At 58.2% G+C, this 16,773-nt stretch carries 17 protein-coding genes; 10 read left to right on the forward strand and 7 right to left on the reverse strand.

The annotated features are described in order from the left end of the window. Positions 1 to 3: 3 nt before the first annotated feature. Positions 4 to 861: an HpcH/HpaI aldolase/citrate lyase family protein gene (locus ACRZ91_RS10625; protein WP_480905082.1), complete on the reverse strand. Its 858-nt coding sequence runs from the start codon at positions 859 to 861 to the stop codon at positions 4 to 6. Positions 862 to 1,038: 177 nt separating this feature from the next. Between ACRZ91_RS10625 and ACRZ91_RS10630 the strand changes: the two genes are divergently transcribed. Continuing rightward, positions 1,039 to 1,338 (forward strand): hypothetical protein, encoded by a 300-nt coding sequence (locus ACRZ91_RS10630; protein WP_480905085.1) that lies wholly within the window; start codon positions 1,039 to 1,041, stop codon positions 1,336 to 1,338. On the opposite strand, the gene ACRZ91_RS10635 is transcribed toward ACRZ91_RS10630, so the two are convergent. Next, on the reverse strand, positions 1,335 to 2,090 hold the full coding sequence (locus ACRZ91_RS10635) for a sulfite exporter TauE/SafE family protein (RefSeq protein WP_480905088.1): 756 nt from the start codon (positions 2,088 to 2,090) through the stop codon (positions 1,335 to 1,337). The genes ACRZ91_RS10630 and ACRZ91_RS10635 overlap by 4 nt on opposite strands. Positions 2,091 to 2,251: 161 nt before the next feature. On the opposite strand from ACRZ91_RS10635, the gene mdh reads away from it, so the two are divergent. From mdh to lpdA, 8 genes are all read left to right on the forward strand, one after another. Beyond that, entirely contained in the window at positions 2,252 to 3,214 is a 963-nt protein-coding gene (gene mdh, locus ACRZ91_RS10640; RefSeq protein ID WP_010442827.1) for a malate dehydrogenase, read from the forward strand. Between the two features lie 307 nt (positions 3,215 to 3,521). Then, positions 3,522 to 4,715 (forward strand): ADP-forming succinate--CoA ligase subunit beta, encoded by a 1,194-nt coding sequence (gene sucC / locus ACRZ91_RS10645; protein WP_480905091.1) that lies wholly within the window; start codon positions 3,522 to 3,524, stop codon positions 4,713 to 4,715. Between the two features lie 83 nt (positions 4,716 to 4,798). Continuing rightward, positions 4,799 to 5,680 (forward strand): succinate--CoA ligase subunit alpha, encoded by an 882-nt coding sequence (gene sucD, locus ACRZ91_RS10650; protein ID WP_010443702.1) that lies wholly within the window; start codon positions 4,799 to 4,801, stop codon positions 5,678 to 5,680. A gap of 34 nt (positions 5,681 to 5,714) precedes the next feature. Beyond that, positions 5,715 to 6,254 carry a DUF805 domain-containing protein gene (locus ACRZ91_RS10655; protein WP_480905094.1) on the forward strand — a complete coding sequence of 180 codons (540 nt, stop codon included), beginning with the start codon at positions 5,715 to 5,717 and terminating at the stop codon, positions 6,252 to 6,254. Continuing rightward, on the forward strand, positions 6,251 to 9,208 hold the full coding sequence (locus tag ACRZ91_RS10660) for a 2-oxoglutarate dehydrogenase E1 component (RefSeq protein WP_480905097.1): 2,958 nt from the start codon (positions 6,251 to 6,253) through the stop codon (positions 9,206 to 9,208). Before ACRZ91_RS10655 ends, ACRZ91_RS10660 begins: the two co-directional genes overlap by 4 nt. Positions 9,209 to 9,211: 3 nt before the next feature. Next, positions 9,212 to 10,729: a 2-oxoglutarate dehydrogenase complex dihydrolipoyllysine-residue succinyltransferase gene (gene odhB / locus ACRZ91_RS10665; protein ID WP_480905100.1), complete on the forward strand. Its 1,518-nt coding sequence runs from the start codon at positions 9,212 to 9,214 to the stop codon at positions 10,727 to 10,729. 1 nt (position 10,730) lies between these two features. Beyond that, on the forward strand, positions 10,731 to 11,000 hold the full coding sequence (locus ACRZ91_RS10670; RefSeq protein WP_010443693.1) for a hypothetical protein: 270 nt from the start codon (positions 10,731 to 10,733) through the stop codon (positions 10,998 to 11,000). Between the two features lie 71 nt (positions 11,001 to 11,071). Further along, a complete protein-coding gene (lpdA, locus tag ACRZ91_RS10675) occupies positions 11,072 to 12,460 on the forward strand; it encodes a dihydrolipoyl dehydrogenase (RefSeq protein ID WP_480905103.1) in 1,389 nt (462 codons plus the stop codon). A 17-nt stretch (positions 12,461 to 12,477) separates the two neighbouring features. On the opposite strand, the gene ACRZ91_RS10680 is transcribed toward lpdA, so the two are convergent. After that, positions 12,478 to 13,056 (reverse strand): TetR/AcrR family transcriptional regulator, encoded by a 579-nt coding sequence (locus ACRZ91_RS10680; protein ID WP_480905106.1) that lies wholly within the window; start codon positions 13,054 to 13,056, stop codon positions 12,478 to 12,480. 102 nt (positions 13,057 to 13,158) lie between these two features. Between ACRZ91_RS10680 and ACRZ91_RS10685 the strand changes: the two genes are divergently transcribed. Continuing rightward, a complete protein-coding gene (locus ACRZ91_RS10685) occupies positions 13,159 to 13,752 on the forward strand; it encodes an NAD(P)H-dependent oxidoreductase (RefSeq protein ID WP_170544633.1) in 594 nt (197 codons plus the stop codon). Positions 13,753 to 13,773: 21 nt separating this feature from the next. Here ACRZ91_RS10685 and ACRZ91_RS10690 read toward each other — a convergent pair whose 3' ends face one another. Genes ACRZ91_RS10690 through ACRZ91_RS10705 form a run of 4 tightly spaced genes read right to left on the reverse strand, consistent with a single transcriptional unit; the run spans position 13,774 to position 16,679 of the window. Next, entirely contained in the window at positions 13,774 to 14,379 is a 606-nt protein-coding gene (locus ACRZ91_RS10690; RefSeq protein ID WP_480905109.1) for a pyridoxamine 5'-phosphate oxidase family protein, read from the reverse strand. Beyond that, positions 14,366 to 15,106 (reverse strand): lysophospholipid acyltransferase family protein, encoded by a 741-nt coding sequence (locus ACRZ91_RS10695; RefSeq protein WP_480905112.1) that lies wholly within the window; start codon positions 15,104 to 15,106, stop codon positions 14,366 to 14,368. The genes ACRZ91_RS10690 and ACRZ91_RS10695 overlap by 14 nt, the downstream gene beginning before the upstream one ends. Then, positions 15,106 to 16,005 carry a cell division protein FtsX gene (locus tag ACRZ91_RS10700; RefSeq protein ID WP_480905115.1) on the reverse strand — a complete coding sequence of 300 codons (900 nt, stop codon included), beginning with the start codon at positions 16,003 to 16,005 and terminating at the stop codon, positions 15,106 to 15,108. Before ACRZ91_RS10700 ends, ACRZ91_RS10695 begins: the two co-directional genes overlap by 1 nt. Beyond that, a complete protein-coding gene (locus tag ACRZ91_RS10705) occupies positions 16,002 to 16,679 on the reverse strand; it encodes a cell division ATP-binding protein FtsE (protein WP_010443679.1) in 678 nt (225 codons plus the stop codon). The genes ACRZ91_RS10700 and ACRZ91_RS10705 overlap by 4 nt, the downstream gene beginning before the upstream one ends. Positions 16,680 to 16,773: the final 94 nt, after the last annotated feature.

Here is a 16,773-nt window from a genome sequence, read left to right on the forward strand (position 1 = left end):
GGCTTACCCCGCTTGCAAAGCTAATATCGCCTCTGCTTTTGCCAGAGTTTCGCGGGCAGTTACAACGTGTAGGTTTTCGACAATCTTGCCATCGACAACAGCGACCCCCTGACCTTGTGCCTCGGTCTCTTCAAAGGCTGCGATCTGGCGGCGGGCTAATTCTATCTCGGTGTCCGAAGGCGCAAAGGCAGTATTCGCAATCTCGACCTGCGCGGGGTGGATCAGAGTCTTGCCATCGAAGCCCATATCGCGGCCCTGGGCACATTCGGCTGCCAGACCGTCAGTGTCCTTGAACGCATTATAGACGCCATCCACGATGATCAGCCCTTCGGCCTTTGCGGCCAGCAGGCACAGGCCCAGCGAGGTCATCATCGGCAGTCGGTCGGGGCGGAAACGCGTCTGCAGCTCTTTCGCCAGATCGTTGGTCCCCATGACGAAGCCCGCCATCAGCGGATGTGCGGCAATTTCGGCCGCGTTCAACATGCCGCGCGGGGTTTCCATCATGGCCCAGATCGGCAGATCACCGGTGATCACCGCCAGCGCATCCACATCCGCAGCCGAGTTTACCTTGGGCAGAAGAACGGCGTCCGCATCCATCTCACGCACAGCTTCGGCATCGGCGCGACCCCATTCGGTATCCAAGCTGTTGATCCGCACGATCTTGACCCGCGCGCCGTACCCTCCGGCGGCCAAGGCCTCCTTGAGCGTTTCACGCGCGTTCTCTTTCTCATCAGCTGCCACCGCGTCCTCAAGATCAAAGATGATGGCATCCACCGGCAGCATGCGCGCTTTATCCAGCGCCCGATCACGCGAGCCGGGGATATAGAGAACGGAACGATAAGGGCGTTGGCGCGGATCCACGGGACTCTCCCATTGAAATAATGTTGCGCAGAATGGGGCATTTTTTGACGGAAAGTTCAAGCCCAAAATCGCCGCAGCGCAGCATTCTAGCATCGTGACGCAACGCTCGTTGCCTTAACGCGATTTCTTTCAGCCTGCAGCACGCTGTTTTCAAGAAGGAATCGAAAGGGGTGACTGATGAAGACGATATTGCTGAATTTGACGAACGGGTTGGGCATCATGGTGTTGGCTGCGCAACAGATCAGCGCTCAGAACTGCGCGCCGCGCGTGGATGTGATCAAGCGTTTGGCAAAGACCTATGGCGAAACCCGGCGCGGCATCGGGATTGGGCGTCAGGGGGCGGTGATGGAGGTTTTTGCCTCGGATCGAACCGGCAGTTGGACCATTGTTGTGACCTTGCCCGAGGGAGTGACCTGCCTGATCGCCTCGGGCCAATCCTTTGAGGCGCTGGCTGAGGCATTGCCGCCCAACGCTTAGACCAATGCGTCCCAGATCAATTTACTGCCAGTCAGTGTTAGCAGGACATAGGCGATGCCAAAGAACAGGCGTTCGGACAGCATGAAATGTGCCCGGACGCCGAGCCAGGCCCCGAGGATCGCAAACGGGGTTAGCAACAGATCGGCTAGTGCCGTGTGCCATGTGAATAGACCCAGATAGGCGAACGGCACGAATTTCACGGCATTGATCACCCAGAAGACCAGTACGGTTGAGGCCTGAAATTCGGTTTTCGTCAGGCGTTGGGACAGCAGATAGACGGCGGCGGGCGGACCGCCTGCATGGCTGACAAAGCTGGTGAACCCGGCAACCAGCCCGGCAAACAATCCTGCCGAAGGCGGCAGGCGGTTGGCAAAGCCGCGCACCCAGCCCCTTGTCTGGGCAACATGCCAGATCACAAAGCCGACCGATATCCCACCAATCAGCAGACGCAGCAGATCGTCATCGGTGACACGATAGAGCCACGCGCCCAACGCAATGCCGGGCACTGCACCCAGAATCAGCAGACGCGAATCCGGCCAGCTCCAGCGTTTCCAGTAGGGCTTTAACGTGGCGACATCGATCACCATGAGGATCGGAAGCATCAACGCCAACGCCTGCCCAGGCGTCAGGATCAGCGCCAGAATCGACGAGGACGCAAAGGCGGCGCCCGAGCCGAACCCACCTTTCGAGATACCCGCGAAGATCACTGCCGGGATCGCCACGGCAAAAAACATCAGGTTCATCTCGAACATCTGGCGCCCCGGAAATATGCATGAGTCACAAGCGGTTTAGCGCAATCAGCACATGACATGCAAACGGTATGCGGTGGCATGCCGCGTCGCAGGAGGCTTGCGCGACGCCGCATTTACGACTAGCAAAACCGCGATTTCAAAACCCATCGGAGATATTCCAAATGGCCAGACCCAAGATCGCGCTGATCGGCGCAGGTCAGATCGGCGGCACGCTCGCCCACCTCGCTGCAATGAAGGAACTCGGTGACGTTGTCCTGTTCGACATCGCCGAAGGCACCCCGGAAGGCAAGGCGCTGGATATCGCCGAATCCGGCCCCTCGGAAGGCTTTGATGCCAAGCTGAAAGGCACCCAGTCCTATGAAGATATCGCAGGCGCAGACGTTTGCATCGTCACCGCTGGTGTGCCACGCAAACCGGGCATGAGCCGCGATGATCTGCTGGGCATCAATCTGAAAGTCATGAAATCGGTTGGCGAAGGCATCGCCGCCAATGCGCCTGACGCGTTCGTCATCTGCATCACCAACCCGCTGGACGCGATGGTCTGGGCCTTACGTGAATTCTCGGGCCTGCCGCATAACAAAGTTTGCGGCATGGCGGGCGTTCTGGATTCGGGCCGTTTTGCGCACTTCCTATCGGAAGAGTTCAACGTCTCGATGCGCGACGTCACAGCGTTTGTTCTGGGTGGCCACGGCGACACCATGGTGCCGTCGGTTCGTTACTCGACCGTCGCCGGTATCCCGCTGCCTGATCTGGTTGAGATGGGCTGGACCACACAAGAGAAACTGGACGCCATCGTTCAGCGCACCCGTGACGGCGGTGCTGAAATCGTCGGCCTGTTGAAAACCGGTTCAGCCTTCTACGCGCCCGCCACTTCGGCGATTGAAATGGCCGAGGCCTATCTGAAAGACCAGAAACGTGTTCTGCCTTGCGCCGCTTATTGCGATGGCGAGCTTGGAGTAGAAGGCATGTATGTCGGCGTTCCTACCGTGATCGGTGCCGGCGGCGTCGAACGGGTCGTCAACATCAAGCTGAACGAAGAAGAGCAGGCAGGTTTCGACAACTCGGTGAATGCTGTGAAGGGTTTGATCGAAGCTTGCAAAGGCATCGATAGCTCGCTGGCCTAATCGTCAGCAGTGAATAATTTGAAACCGGCTCTTGGTGGGCCGGTTTTCTTTTATGCCATACATCATGAGCCAGAGATGTTGGCGCAAACGCCGAAAGTCTCGTGTATGAATGTGTTTTCTTCGCGCGAACCTGCATCATCGAATCAAGCTTACGCTTTGCTCAAACTTTGTGATCACACCCCAAAAACCTGTGATCACAAATCCTGAAAATCTTCGACAATTTCCCGTGACACGTCAAAAAACTCTTTAATTTTGGCGCTTAGACACGCCTATAACAGGGTAATCGTAGTCAGACGGGACAATTTCGATGAACATTCACGAATATCAGGCCAAAGCTCTTTTGCGCAGCTATGGCGCTCCGGTCTCCGACGGTCGCGCGGTTTTGCGCGCCGAGGAAGCCAAAACCGCAGCCGGTGAACTGGATGGCCCTTTATGGGTTGTAAAAGCACAAATCCACGCAGGTGGGCGCGGGAAAGGCAGCTTCAAAGAAGCCGACGCCGGTGAAAAGGGCGGTGTCCGTCTGACCAAGTCGGTGGAAGAGGCCGCCGAAGAAGCCAAAAAGATGCTAGGCCGCACGCTGGTCACACATCAGACCGGCCCCGTAGGCAAACAAGTCAACCGGATCTATATCGAGGCCGGGTCCGGCATCGAACGCGAGCTGTATCTGGCCCTGCTGGTGGATCGCCAGACTAGCCGCATCTCGTTTGTCTGCTCGACCGAAGGCGGCATGGACATCGAAGAAGTGGCCGCTGCCACGCCAGAGAAAATCCTGTCCTTCTCGGTGGATCCTGCGACCGGCTATCAGGCTTATCACGGCCGCCGCATCGCCTTTTCGCTGGGTCTGCAAGGGGTGCAGGTCAAGCAATGCGTCAAGCTGATGAGCCAGCTCTACGCCGCCTTCGTCGAGAAAGACATGGAGATGCTGGAGATCAACCCGCTGATCGTTTCCGACAGTGGCGACCTGAAAGTGCTGGACGCGAAAGTCGGCTTTGATGGCAACGCGGTCTACCGCCACCCGGATATCGCCGAACTGCGTGACACGACCGAGGAAGACCCCAAGGAACTGGAAGCGTCGAAATACGACCTGAACTACATCGCCCTGGATGGTGAGATCGGCTGCATGGTTAACGGTGCTGGTCTGGCGATGGCGACGATGGATATCATCAAGCTTTATGGAGCCGAGCCTGCCAACTTCCTAGACGTCGGCGGCGGTGCGACCAAAGAGAAAGTTACCGAGGCGTTCAAGATCATCACCAGCGACCCGCAGGTCAAAGGCATCCTGGTCAACATCTTCGGCGGCATCATGCGCTGTGACGTCATCGCCGAAGGCGTAGTCGCAGCGGTGAAAGAGGTCGGCCTGCAGGTGCCGCTAGTCGTGCGTCTGGAAGGCACAAACGTTGAGAAAGGCAAAGAGATCATCAACACCTCTGGCCTGGACGTGATCGCGGCGGACAACCTGAAAGACGGTGCCGAGAAGATCGTGAAGGCCGTCAAAGGCTGAGTGTCATCCCGTAGGGTGGGCATCAGCCCACCTTTCCCAAGATTTTGGCGGGCTGAAGCCCGCCCTACAAAGGAGAACGCCAGATGGCAGTCCTCATCGACGAAAATACCAAAGTGATCTGTCAGGGCTTTACCGGCTCGCAGGGCACATTCCACTCCGAACAAGCCATTGCTTATGGCACCAAGATGGTAGGCGGCGTGACGCCCGGCAAAGGCGGGATGACACATCTTGACCTGCCCGTGTTCAACTCGGTCCACGAGGCCAAGCATGTGACCGAAGCCAATGCCTCGGTGATCTATGTTCCGCCGCCGTTTGCGGCTGACTCGATCCTTGAGGCGATTGATGCCGAGATGGAGGTGATCGTCTGCATCACCGAAGGCATTCCGGTTCTGGACATGATGAAGGTGAAGCGTGCGCTGGAAGGCTCGAACTCGCGCTTGATCGGGCCGAACTGCCCCGGTGTCATCACGCCTGATGCCTGCAAGATCGGCATCATGCCCGGCCACATTCACAAGCGCGGCTCGGTCGGCGTTGTGTCCCGTTCGGGCACCCTGACCTATGAGGCCGTCAAGCAGACCACCGATGTGGGTCTAGGCCAGTCCACCTGCGTGGGCATCGGCGGCGACCCGATCAAAGGCACCGAGCATATCGACGTGCTGGAGTGGTTCCTGGCCGATGACGAAACCGAATCGATTATCATGATTGGTGAGATCGGTGGCTCAGCCGAGGAAGAGGCTGCGCAGTTCCTGGCGGACGAGGCCAAGAAGGGGCGCAAAAAGCCGACCGCTGGTTTCATAGCAGGTCGCACCGCCCCTCCGGGCCGCCGCATGGGTCACGCGGGCGCGATTGTCGCCGGCGGCAAAGGTGGCGCCGAAGACAAGATCGAAGCCATGCGCTCGGCCGGTATTGTCGTGGCCGAAAGCCCGGCGCAGCTGGGTGAGGCTGTGCTGGAAGCCATCGGTTGACCAGAATTTGACTGCTTTGGGAGGAGCGGTAAACATGACTTTCGGCGAAGCCATTAAAACCTGTTTCTCCAAGTTTTTCACCTTTTCGGGCCGTGCCTCGCGGCCCGAATACTGGTTTTTTTTCCTGTTCATCGTGATCTGGAGCATTATTGCCGGGATCATTGACTGGCAGTTCTTCACTCAGGTCGCAGTGACCGAAACCGAAACATCCAAATCCGTTACGGCCACTTCGACAGGCCCGGTCCAAAGCATCGTCAGCCTGATTGTCTTCCTCCCGCATCTGGCTGTCGCGTGGCGGCGGATGCATGATACTGGGCGCAGCGGGCTTTATGCCTTGTTGCCGATCTTGCTGATCCTCGCTGCGCTGGCTGTTCTGATCTTTGGCATCGGCCTTGCCAACCAATTCCATGGCGGCACGTTGGATATCCTGTTCACCCGCGCAACTCTTCTTATCGTCATTCCGACACTTCTTGTCCTGTTTGTGTCGCCCCTCCTGGTTCTGTGGTGGCTGACCCGCCCCAGCGAACTAGGCACCAACCAATACGGTCCCAACCCATATGAGGTAGCCCAATGACCGAACACTCGCCCAACTCAGCCTTTCATGCCTCCAGCTTCATGCAGGGGCATAATGCCGAATATCTGGAGCAGCTTTATGCCCAGTACACCAAGAACCCCGGCGCGGTAGACGCCGCCTGGGTCGAATTTTTCAAGGCCATGGGCGATGACGCGCCGGATGTGCAGCGCGAGGCCGAGGGGCCATCGTGGGCGCGCAGTGATTGGCCTCCGATGCCAGCGGATGATCTGACGGGTGCGTTGACTGGGGAATGGGCCGAGATCGATGCCAAGGCGGCGGGCAAGAAGATCAAGGACAAGGCCGCGGCCAAGGGCGTTGAGGTCAGCGAAGACCAGATCAAGCGCGCGGTGCTGGACAGTTTGCGGGCGCTGATGCTGATCCGGGCCTATCGCATCCGGGGCCACCTGGCTGCGGATCTGGATCCGCTGGGGATGCGCGCCGCAAGTACCCATCCTGAACTGGATCCAAAGACCTACGGCTTCACCGATGCGGATATGGACCGCCCGATCTTTATCGACAACGTCCTGGGCCTGCAGATGGCCAGCATGCGCCAGATCGTCGAGATCGTGAAGCGGACTTACTGTGGCACATTCGCGCTGCAATATATGCATATCTCGAACCCTGAAGAGGCCGCTTGGCTGAAGGAAAGGATCGAAGGGTACGGCAAGGAAATCGCCTTTACCAAAGAGGGCCGCAAGGCGATCCTGAATAAGATGGTCCAGGCCGAGGGCTTCGAGAAATTTCTGCATGTCAAGTACATGGGCACCAAGCGGTTCGGTTTAGACGGTGGTGAAAGCCTGATCCCTGCAATGGAACAGATCATCAAGCGCGGCGGTGCGCTGGGATTGCAGGACATCGTCATCGGGATGCCGCACCGGGGGCGTCTGAATATTTTGGCCAATGTGATGGGCAAGCCCTATCGCGCCATATTCAACGAATTCCAGGGCGGCAGCTTCAAGCCTGAGGATGTGGATGGATCGGGTGACGTGAAGTATCACCTCGGTGCATCCAGTGACCGGGAGTTTGACGGCAACTCAGTGCACTTATCGCTGACCGCCAACCCCTCGCACCTTGAGGCGGTGAACCCGGTGGTTCTGGGCAAGGTTCGCGCCAAGCAGGATCAGTTGAACGACGAAGACCGCACCAAGGTTATGGGCATTCTGCTGCACGGCGATGCGGCCTTTGCCGGACAAGGTGTGGTGGCTGAAGGGTTCGGCCTGTCGGGTCTGAAAGGGCACAAGACCGGCGGTACAATGCATATCGTGGTGAACAACCAGATCGGCTTTACCACCGCGCCACATTTCAGCCGCTCCAGCCCCTATCCAACAGATATCGCGCTGATGGTCGAAGCGCCGATCTTCCATGTGAACGGCGACGACCCCGAGGCGGTGGTGCATGCCGCCAAGGTGGCGACCGAATTCCGTCAGAAGTTCCACAAGGACGTGGTGCTGGATATCTTCTGCTACCGCCGGTTTGGTCATAACGAGGGCGATGAGCCCATGTTCACCAACCCGATCATGTACAAGAAAATCAAGACGCATAAGACTACGCTGTCGCTGTACACGGAACGTCTGGTCAAAGACGGCCTGATCCCCGAAGGTGAGATCGAGGATATGAAGGCCGCCTTTCAGGCCCATCTGAACGAAGAGTTCGACGCCGGGAGAGACTATAAGCCCAACAAAGCCGATTGGCTGGATGGGCGCTGGTCGCATCTGGACAAGAACAAAGAAGAATACATGCGCGGCGAAACCGCGATCTCAGCGGATACGCTGGCCGAGATCGGGACCGCCCTGACCACAGCGCCCGAAGGTTTTGCGATGCATAAAACCGTCGGACGATTGCTGGAACACAAGAAACAGATGTTCGAAAACGGGACCGGATTTGACTGGGCAACTGGCGAGGCTCTGGCGTTTGGCTCGCTGCTGACCGAGGGCTACCCAGTGCGACTGGCCGGACAGGACGCGACGCGAGGTACATTCAGCCAACGCCATTCCGGATTTGTCCATCAGGAAACCGAAGAGCGCTACTACCCGCTGAACAACATCCGCAAGGGTCAATCTCATTATGACGTGATTGACTCGATGCTCAGCGAGTATGCGGTCTTGGGTTTCGAGTACGGATACTCTCTGGCCGAGCCAAACGCGCTGGTCCTTTGGGAAGCACAGTTTGGCGACTTCGCCAACGGGGCGCAGATCATGTTCGATCAGTTCATCAGCTCGGGTGAAAGCAAGTGGCTGCGGATGTCCGGTCTGGTCACGTTGCTGCCGCATGGTTTCGAGGGGCAAGGCCCAGAACACTCATCCGCGCGCCTGGAAAGGTTCCTGCAGATGTGCGGTCAGGACAACTGGATCGTGGCGAACTGTACAACACCTGCGAACTATTTCCACATCCTGCGCCGTCAGCTGCACCGGACTTTCCGCAAGCCTCTGATCCTGGTGACGCCAAAGTCGCTGCTGCGTCATAAACTGGCGGTCAGCACGGCGGATGACTTCACCACAGGCTCCAGCTTCCACCGGGTGCTGTGGGATGACGCGCAGAAGGGAAATTCAGACGCCAAGCTGGTGGCGGATGACAAGATCAAGCGTGTGGTGATGTGTTCGGGCAAGGTTTACTTTGACTTGCTGGAAGAACGCGATGCGCGCGGCATCGATGACATCTACCTGATGCGAATCGAGCAATACTATCCCTTCCCTGCGCATTCGCTGATCAACGAACTTGAGCGTTTCAAAGGTGCCGAGATGGTCTGGTGTCAGGAAGAGCCCAAGAACCAGGGGGCCTGGACCTTTATCGAACCCAATATCGAATGGGTTCTGACCCGCATTGGCGCAAAACACACCCGTCCGGTCTATGCCGGTCGCGCAACCTCGGCCTCGCCTGCAACGGGTCTGGCCAGCCAACACAAAGCCCAACAAGAAGCGCTGGTGAACGAAGCGCTGAGCATTGAAGGAAAGTAAACGATGACGATTGAAGTTCGTGTTCCCACGCTGGGCGAGTCTGTCACCGAAGCCACCGTTGCGACATGGTTCAAGAAACCCGGCGACGCCGTTGCAGTTGATGAAATGCTGTGTGAGCTGGAAACTGACAAGGTGACGGTCGAAGTGCCCTCGCCTACCGCAGGTGTGATGGGCGAGATTGTCGCTGCCGAAGGTGAGACGGTGGGTGTCGATGCATTGCTGGCCACCATCACCGCTGGCGAAGGGGCAGCGCCTGCTCCGGCAGCGGCGGCCCCGGCCCCAGCTGCAGCAGCGCCGGCTGCGGCAGGTGGCAGCGTGGACGTAATGGTGCCGACGCTGGGCGAATCCGTGACCGAGGCAACCGTTTCGACATGGTTCAAACAGGTTGGTGACAACGTCGCACAGGATGAGATGCTGTGCGAATTGGAAACCGACAAGGTCTCGGTCGAAGTTCCGGCCCCGGCGGCAGGCGTTCTGGCAGAGATCGTTGCACCCGAAGGCAGCACGGTCGATGCGTCTGCCAAGCTGGCGGTGATCTCGGGCTCGGCCGCAGGTGTGGCAAGCGCTCCGGTTGCGGCCGCTGCCGCTCCGACTGCTGCCAACACAGGTAAAGACGTGTCCAACGCACCATCAGCTGAGAAAGCGATGGCCGAAGCCGGTCTGACCGCCGATCAGGTCACCGGCACCGGTCGCGATGGGCGTATCATGAAAGAAGACGTGGCAAAGGCAGTTGCTGCAGCAGCTACAGCCCCAGCGCCTGCGGCGGCTGCCCCCGCTCCCGCGGCGCAAGCTCCACGCGCTCCTTTGGCTGCCGAGGATGAGAGCCGCGAAGAGCGCGTGCGCATGACCCGTCTGCGCCAGACCATCGCCAAGCGCCTGAAGGATGCGCAAAATACAGCGGCCATCCTGACCACCTATAACGAGGTGGACATGACCGAGGTGATGGCCTTGCGTAATCAATACAAAGACCAGTTCGAGAAAAAGCACGGCGTGCGTCTGGGCTTTATGTCCTTCTTCACCAAGGCCTGCTGTCACGCGCTGAAAGAAGTGCCCGAGGTGAATGCCGAGATCGACGGCACTGACATTGTCTATAAGAACTTTGTGCATATGGGCGTCGCCGCTGGTACGCCTCAGGGACTGGTGGTTCCGGTGATCCGTGACGCCGACAGCATGTCCTTCGCAGCGATCGAGAAAGCCATTGCTGAAAAGGGCAAACGCGCCCGTGACGGTAAGCTGTCGATGGCTGAAATGCAGGGCGGTACGTTCACGATCTCGAACGGTGGTGTCTATGGCTCGTTGATGTCCTCACCGATCCTGAACCCCCCGCAGTCCGGCATTCTGGGCATGCACAAGATTCAGGACCGTCCGATGGTCATCAATGGCGAAATCAAGATCCGCCCGATGATGTATCTGGCTCTGTCCTATGACCACCGTATTGTTGACGGCAAGGGTGCGGTGACATTCCTGGTTCGCGTGAAAGAAGCGCTTGAAGACCCACGCCGCCTGTTGATGGATCTATAAGATGGCGACACATGTACTCTGGCAGGCCGATGTGGCCGATTTCGACGCCTGGCTAAAAGTGTTCCGCGAGGATATGCCGATGCGTAAGGCCGCGGGTATCCGCGACCTGCATGTCTGGCGTGATCCCGATCAGAAGGACCATGCGATTGCAATGTTCGAGGTCGTGAACCTAGACAAGGCCCGTGCCTTTTTCGGGTCCGAGGAACTGGCGATGCATCACGAGCGTGGTGGGATTGCGCATATCTCGATCAAGCTGCTGGAACCCGTTTGACAAAAGATATTTCTGACCCACGAAATCGGGTCGGGGAAGTGCCGGGCGACCGGTCGATTTAGGAGAATGTAATGGCAAATTATGACGTCATCGTAATCGGCGCCGGGCCCGGCGGCTATGTCTGCGCAATTCGCTGCGCTCAACTGGGTCTAAAGACCGCTGTGGTCGAAGGGCGCGAGACGCTGGGCGGGACCTGTCTTAACGTGGGCTGCATCCCCTCGAAAGCTTTGCTGCATGCCAGCCATCAGTTGCACGAAGCCGAACATAACTTTGCAAAGATGGGCCTTAAGGGGAAATCGCCTTCGGTCGATTGGAAGCAAATGCAGGCCTATAAGGATGAAGTCATCGATGGCAACACCAAGGGCATCGAGTTCTTGTTCAAGAAGAACAAGATCGATTGGCTGAAAGGTTGGGGCTCGATCCCCGCTGCGGGCAAGATCAAGGTTGGCGATGAGGTACATGAGGCCAAGAACATCATCATCGCGTCGGGCTCTGAGCCATCGGCGCTGCCCGGCGTCGAGGTTGACGAAAAGGTCGTAGTGACTTCGACCGGAGCGCTGTCTCTGGGCAAAGTTCCCAAGAAAATGATTGTGATCGGTGCCGGTGTGATCGGGCTTGAGCTGGGTTCGGTCTACAGCCGTTTGGGCGCCGAGGTGACGGTGATCGAATTCCTCAAGGAAATCACGCCGGGCATGGACCCGGAGGTGCAGAAGACCTTTCAGCGTATTCTTAAGAAACAGGGTTTGAAATTCGTCATGGGCGCTGCGGTGCAAAAGACCGAAGCGACCAAGACCAAAGCCAAGGTGACGTACAAGCTGCTGAAGGATGACAGCGAGCATGTGATCGACGCCGATACCGTGCTGGTGGCAACCGGGCGCAAGCCGTATTCGGATGGGCTGGGGCTGGACGCTCTGGGTGTTGAGATGACGCCGCGCGGCCAGATCAAGGTTGGTAGTGATTGGCAGACCAACGTGCCGGGCATCTACGCCATCGGCGACGTGACCGAAGGCCCGATGCTGGCGCACAAGGCTGAAGACGAGGGCATGGCTGCAGCCGAACAGGTCGCGGGTAATCACGGTCACGTAAACTATGGCGTCATTCCAGGTGTCATCTACACCTGGCCCGAGGTGGCCAATGTGGGTGAGACCGAAGCGACACTCAAGGAACAGGGCCGCGCCTACAAGGTCGGCAAGTTCATGTTCATGGGCAATGGCCGGGCCAAGGCGAATTTTGCGGCCGACGGATTCGTCAAGATTCTGGCAGACAAAGAAACTGATCGCATTCTGGGCGCACATATCATCGGCCCCGCGGCCGGAGACCTAATCCACGAGGTCTGCGTCGCCATGGAATTCGGCGCCTCAGCCGAAGATCTGGCCCTAACCTGCCATGCGCACCCGACCTATTCCGAAGCGGTGCGCGAGGCAGCGCTCGCCTGTGGTGACGGACCAATTCATAGCTGAATAAACGACCCCGGTGGTTATCTCGCCGGGGTCAACCACGCCTCAAGATAAACCTTAAGCCTGTCGCTGAAGCTTGTTGAGGCATGCAGCGCACAAAACTTTAGCGACATGGTCTGAATTGCAAATGCCTGCACTCCTTCGGCCAAAAGCTCCGAAGGAACGTCCTGGCGAACATTCGCATCTTCGAGCCACATCATCACGACACGGAAGTATCGTTCAAAGAAATATGCGATTGGACCAATCTCGGCTATTGCCGTTGCGCCGGAATACCTGATGAGCAGGTCGAATACATAGCGTTCAACCGTCATGAAGTTGTGCACGGATTCTAGGGCCGCGATGATTTGTGGCACTGATTTTGGGGGCTTTCCGGCCTCTGCCTGATCAAGGCAGGCATTCAGTTTTTCCGCCAGCAGGATTTCCATTAGCGCGTCTTTGTCGCGAAAATGCGCAAAGAATGTCCCCTTGGCCACGCCTGCAGCCTGAACCACCTCTTCCACGCGCAGAGCTTCGTACCCGCCCTTCTGAATTACGTCCTCGGCGGCTGAGATCAGGCGTGCTCTGGTTTTAAGAGTTCGTTTTTGAATTGGTCTTTGCATAGAGCTTGCTTGCATATTTTTTGACCATGGTCAAATTTATTATTGACCGCGGTCATTTTCCGCGCTTACAAAGTGACCATGGTCAATTTTTGGAGATTCGCAATGCCAGCTAAGAAGATACTCGTCCTCAATGGGCACCCTGCCGAAAGCAGCCTGTCGCGCACCTTTGCACAAACCTATGCAGACGCAGCCATTGCCAAAGGTCACAAGGTTCGCATGGTGCATCTGAGCGATCTGCAGTTCGATCACGACTTTGGCCAGGGAAGTTATGAGGATTTCAAACCGCTTGAGCCCGTGCTTGAACAGGTATTGCAGGACATCGAGTGGAGCGAGCACCTGGTCCTGACGACACCGATGTGGTGGGGCGGTCTGCCAGCCAAGCTGAAGGGCCTGATCGACCGGACATTCATCCCAGGACGGACGTTCGATACGCGGAACACAACAAAGATCGGTTTGCCAGCACCGATGCTGAGCGGACGCACCGCAAGGGTGATCCTGACGTCAGATACGCCAGGCTGGTTCATGCGTTTAATCTATCGGCAGGCGCTGCTGCGGCAGCTTCGCGATCAGGTTCTGGGCTTTGTTGGGTTCAAGCCTACCCGCTTTACCTATTTTGCCAGCGCAAGCTATCCGAAACCCGGAAGCGTTGAACGTTGGATCGGCAAAGTGGCCAGAATGGGAGCCGCCGCGCTTTGAAGTTACTATGCGGCAAAGCTGCTACCACATAGTCTTTGCGGCGCGGGCACCCCATTCCTGATCATATTGTGCGCCGCCCTCTTCACCCGATGTCATTTCAGACAGAATCTCGCCGACACTCGGAAGGCCATCGGTTTCATCACGACCGCTCCAGGTTCCGGCTCGGATCAGGGCGCGGGCGCATTGGGTGTAGACCTCGGATAACTCAATCAAAATCACGGTCGCAGGGCGCTTTCCGTTTTTCTCGAAACGGGCGCGCAGGTCGTCGTCATCGGTCAACTGAGCATTCCCATTTACCCGAACCACGTTGTTCGAGCCGGGCACCAAAAACATCAGCGACACTCGGGGATCCTGAACGATGTTTCGCAGTGAATCCAGACGGTTGTTTCCTCGCCAATCCGGCAGGGCCAAAGTGCCCGGATTCAGTTCCAATACGACTGATCCGTCGTCTCCGCGCGGGCTGCCATCGACACCTTCGGGGCCGACGGTGCTAAGAATGCACAGGCGCGAGGCCATGATCCACTTGCGATAGAGCGGGGTAAGTTGCCGCGCCACCTTGCGTATAGATGGCGCACCGGGCGTCCCGTAGAGCGCCTCGAGCGTAGCGATGTCCTTAATGAACTTCATCCGGATCAAATCCCACTTCCTGCATCAATGCGTTCGACCGAGTCTCGATCACGTTTTCCAGCCGCTCAAGAAAGTCATTTCGTGCGACGCCGGGCTCGATTGGATTAAGGAAATCGACAATCGCGTTGCCCGGCTTGCGCATGACACCGGTTCTGGGCCAGAAGACGCCCGCATTGGTGGCAACGGGCACGCACGGGAACCCGAGGCCTTCATACAGAACCGCCGTTCCGACCTTGTAGGGCTTGTGCACACCCGGCGCGACGCGCGTTCCCTGCGGGTAGATCACCAACTGTCCGGGTTCGCTGAACTCGCGCGCAACATCTTTGACCATCTTGGCCACCGCCGCCCCTCGTTTGCCGCGATTGACCGGGATACAGCCCAGACGGCGCGCATACATGCCAATGACCGGCGTCCACAAAAGCTCGCGCTTCATGATGAATTTGCCGTGCGGGATGGCGTCGAAGATTATGATGATGTCCAGAAACGACTGGTGCTTGGCGCCGATCACAACCTCACCATGAGGCACCTCTCCGCGCACTTCACAACGAATGCCAACCATCCAGCGGGCCAACCATTTGGTCGTCCGCGCATAGGTCTTACAGGCGCGCAAAGCGCCACTTTTGGCAAACAGCGCATAGGGGGCAAAGATGATCCCGAGGACCAGCATCCAGGCGTAGATAGTGATCATGAAGATCAGCGATCGGACCCATTGAATGGCCATGAACATCACGAAAGCTCCTTTAACTTGCGCTGTGCTGCCGACCATGTGGCCAGAAATGCAACGGCGGCCCCCAAAACTGGTATCAGCACCGGCAGTAGCCATCCAATCCCTTGAAACCCAAGCCCAGTAAGAAATCCACCAGTGTCCGAGGCCTCGGGTAGCAGTAAAAAACCAGACATACCTAACAGGGTTCCGACGGCCGCCCCGAAAAGCGCGCGGAAGGTAAAGCGCCGCACAAAAGCTCTGGCGATGAACCGATCCCGCGCGCCGACCTGACGCAGTACCTCGATAATCTGCGCATTGGCGGCAAGTGAGGCGTTGGCGGCTAGGGTGATCATAGCGGCAGTAGCGCCACCAATCAGCAGGATCGAAATCCAGCCCAGACGCCGCAGTGAATTGGCCGCATCAACCAATGGCTCGCGCCAGCGGGTGTGATCATCCAGCACCGCACCCGGCACTTCTGCCCCCAATCTCAGGCGCAGACCAGCCGCATCCAGGCCGGGCTCCCCTTCGATAATCTCGATCAGCTGCGGGATTGGCAATGTGTCCAGAGGCAAGTCCGGTCCGAACCAGGGCGACAGCAGTGTGGCCTGTTCTTCGCTCGTCAACGCGCGGGCCGAAGCGACCCCCGGCGTCTGTTGGAGAACGTTCAAAGCTGCCTCGGTTTGCGCCGCGCGTTGATCTGCAGGGGCATTGATCCGCAAGGTCGCAGCCCCTGCCAGTTCCGAGGCCCAGCGATCTGCCACCCGGCCCGAGGCCAGCGACAGGGCCAGTGCAAATACTGCGAGAAATGCCATCGCGCCCGAGACAAACAGGGTCAGCTGAGCAGTGAAACCAGTGGGCGGCACAACGCGATCAGCACGGGTGTCACGGCGCAGCAGATTGCGGATCGTGCCCTTGCTCATAGATCCGCCCCCGCAAGCTGCACCCGACGCTGCGCGATGCGCAGTACACGCGCCTGCACCTGGCTTTTGGCGGCCCGGATCAGGCTTAGGTCATGGGTGGCGATCAGCACGGTTTTACCCATCCGGTTCAGTTCGATCAGCAGGCGCAGCAGACGTTGAGACATCTCCCAATCCACGTTGCCGGTGGGCTCATCCGCAAGCACCACGTCAGGCGACAAAATGACCGCGCGGGCCAAGGCGGCACGCTGGCGTTCCCCACCCGACAATTCGGGCGGGTGTGCTTCGAGTCTGCTTCCAAGTCCGACCCAGCTCAGCAGCTCGGTCAGGTCGTCTTGCTGTCCATTTTCTGAGCGCCCCGAGACCATAAGCGGCAGCGCGACATTTTCGGCCAGCGTCATGTGATCCAGAAAGCGGCAATCCTGATGCACCACGCCGATCCGACGGCGCAGCAGCGCCATCTGGTCACGGTCCATGCTGGCGATATCTTCGCCAAAGGCCATCAACTTGCCCGAGGTTGGCAGCAACGCGCCATAGCAGAGTTTCAGCAATGTGGTCTTGCCCGCGCCGGAAGGGCCGGTCAGGAAGTGGAACGAACCCGGCTGCAACTGCAGCGAAACATCGCTCAGCAATTCGCCGCCGCCGTAGGTATAGCTGATATTGTCCAGCTCGATCACGCCTGCCCCCATTGTTCTGCTCACCTCTTGCCCGAGCGCAGCGCTGGATTCAATGCCTCGGGCGGGGCCAATTGGCGACACTTGGCCCGCGAAA

This window comes from Ruegeria sp. O11, assembly GCF_056535285.1.